Below are 721 nucleotides of genomic sequence, written 5' to 3' on the forward strand. Positions count from 1 at the left end.
GCTCCCACCCTGACTGTCAGTGGGCCCAGCGAGAATGCGGTGATCGCAACTTCGAGTGTGGAAGTGAGTGGAACCATCACCGATGACTTCAAGGTTGCCTCCGCCAGTTACACGCTCAACGGGGGACCTGCCCAGAGCATCACCGTCAACAAAAACGGCAGCTTCAAAATCAACCTCACAGGCCTCACCGAACAGGCCTACACCCTGGTGATCACCGCCCGGGATGCCGCAGGCAACGAGAAGAGCTTCACGGTGCACTTCACGGTGCAGTTCGCAGATGTGACGGCCCCCAGCATCACCGTGACGGCCCCCACCGAGGGAGCAACGGTGACGGGCACCTCAACAGCGATCACCGGAAAAATCACAGACAACCGTGCGGTGCAGTCGGCGAGCATCTCGGTCAATGGAGGAGCTGCACAACCGTTGACGCTGGGGGCAGATGGGTCGTTCAGCTTCACGCAGAACAACCTGAACGATGGGAATTACAGTGTGAGCATCACAGCGAAGGACACCTCAGGGAACGAGAAGACGGTGACGTCGAGCTTCAAGGTGGTGCTGCCAGACCTGTTTGAGCCGAACAACACGTTTGATCAGGCGACGGTGCTGGTGGCGGGTCAGACGACAGGCAAGGCGATCATTGATGGTTCGGACAGGGATGTGGACTGGTACAAATTTGAAGGGAAAGCCGGGCAGCAGGTGAAGATTGAGGTCCTCACCCAGA

The 721-nt window shown here is 58.4% G+C and carries 1 protein-coding gene; it reads left to right on the top strand.

The genetic code is table 11. The annotated features are described in order from the left end of the window. On the top strand, positions 1-721 hold a 721-nt coding region (locus DC3_RS28840; RefSeq protein ID WP_146892306.1), incomplete at both ends, for an Ig-like domain-containing protein.

It is taken from the genome of Deinococcus cellulosilyticus NBRC 106333 = KACC 11606 (genome assembly GCF_007990775.1).
In the GTDB taxonomy this organism is placed as follows: Bacteria; Deinococcota; Deinococci; order Deinococcales; family Deinococcaceae; genus Deinococcus_C; species Deinococcus_C cellulosilyticus.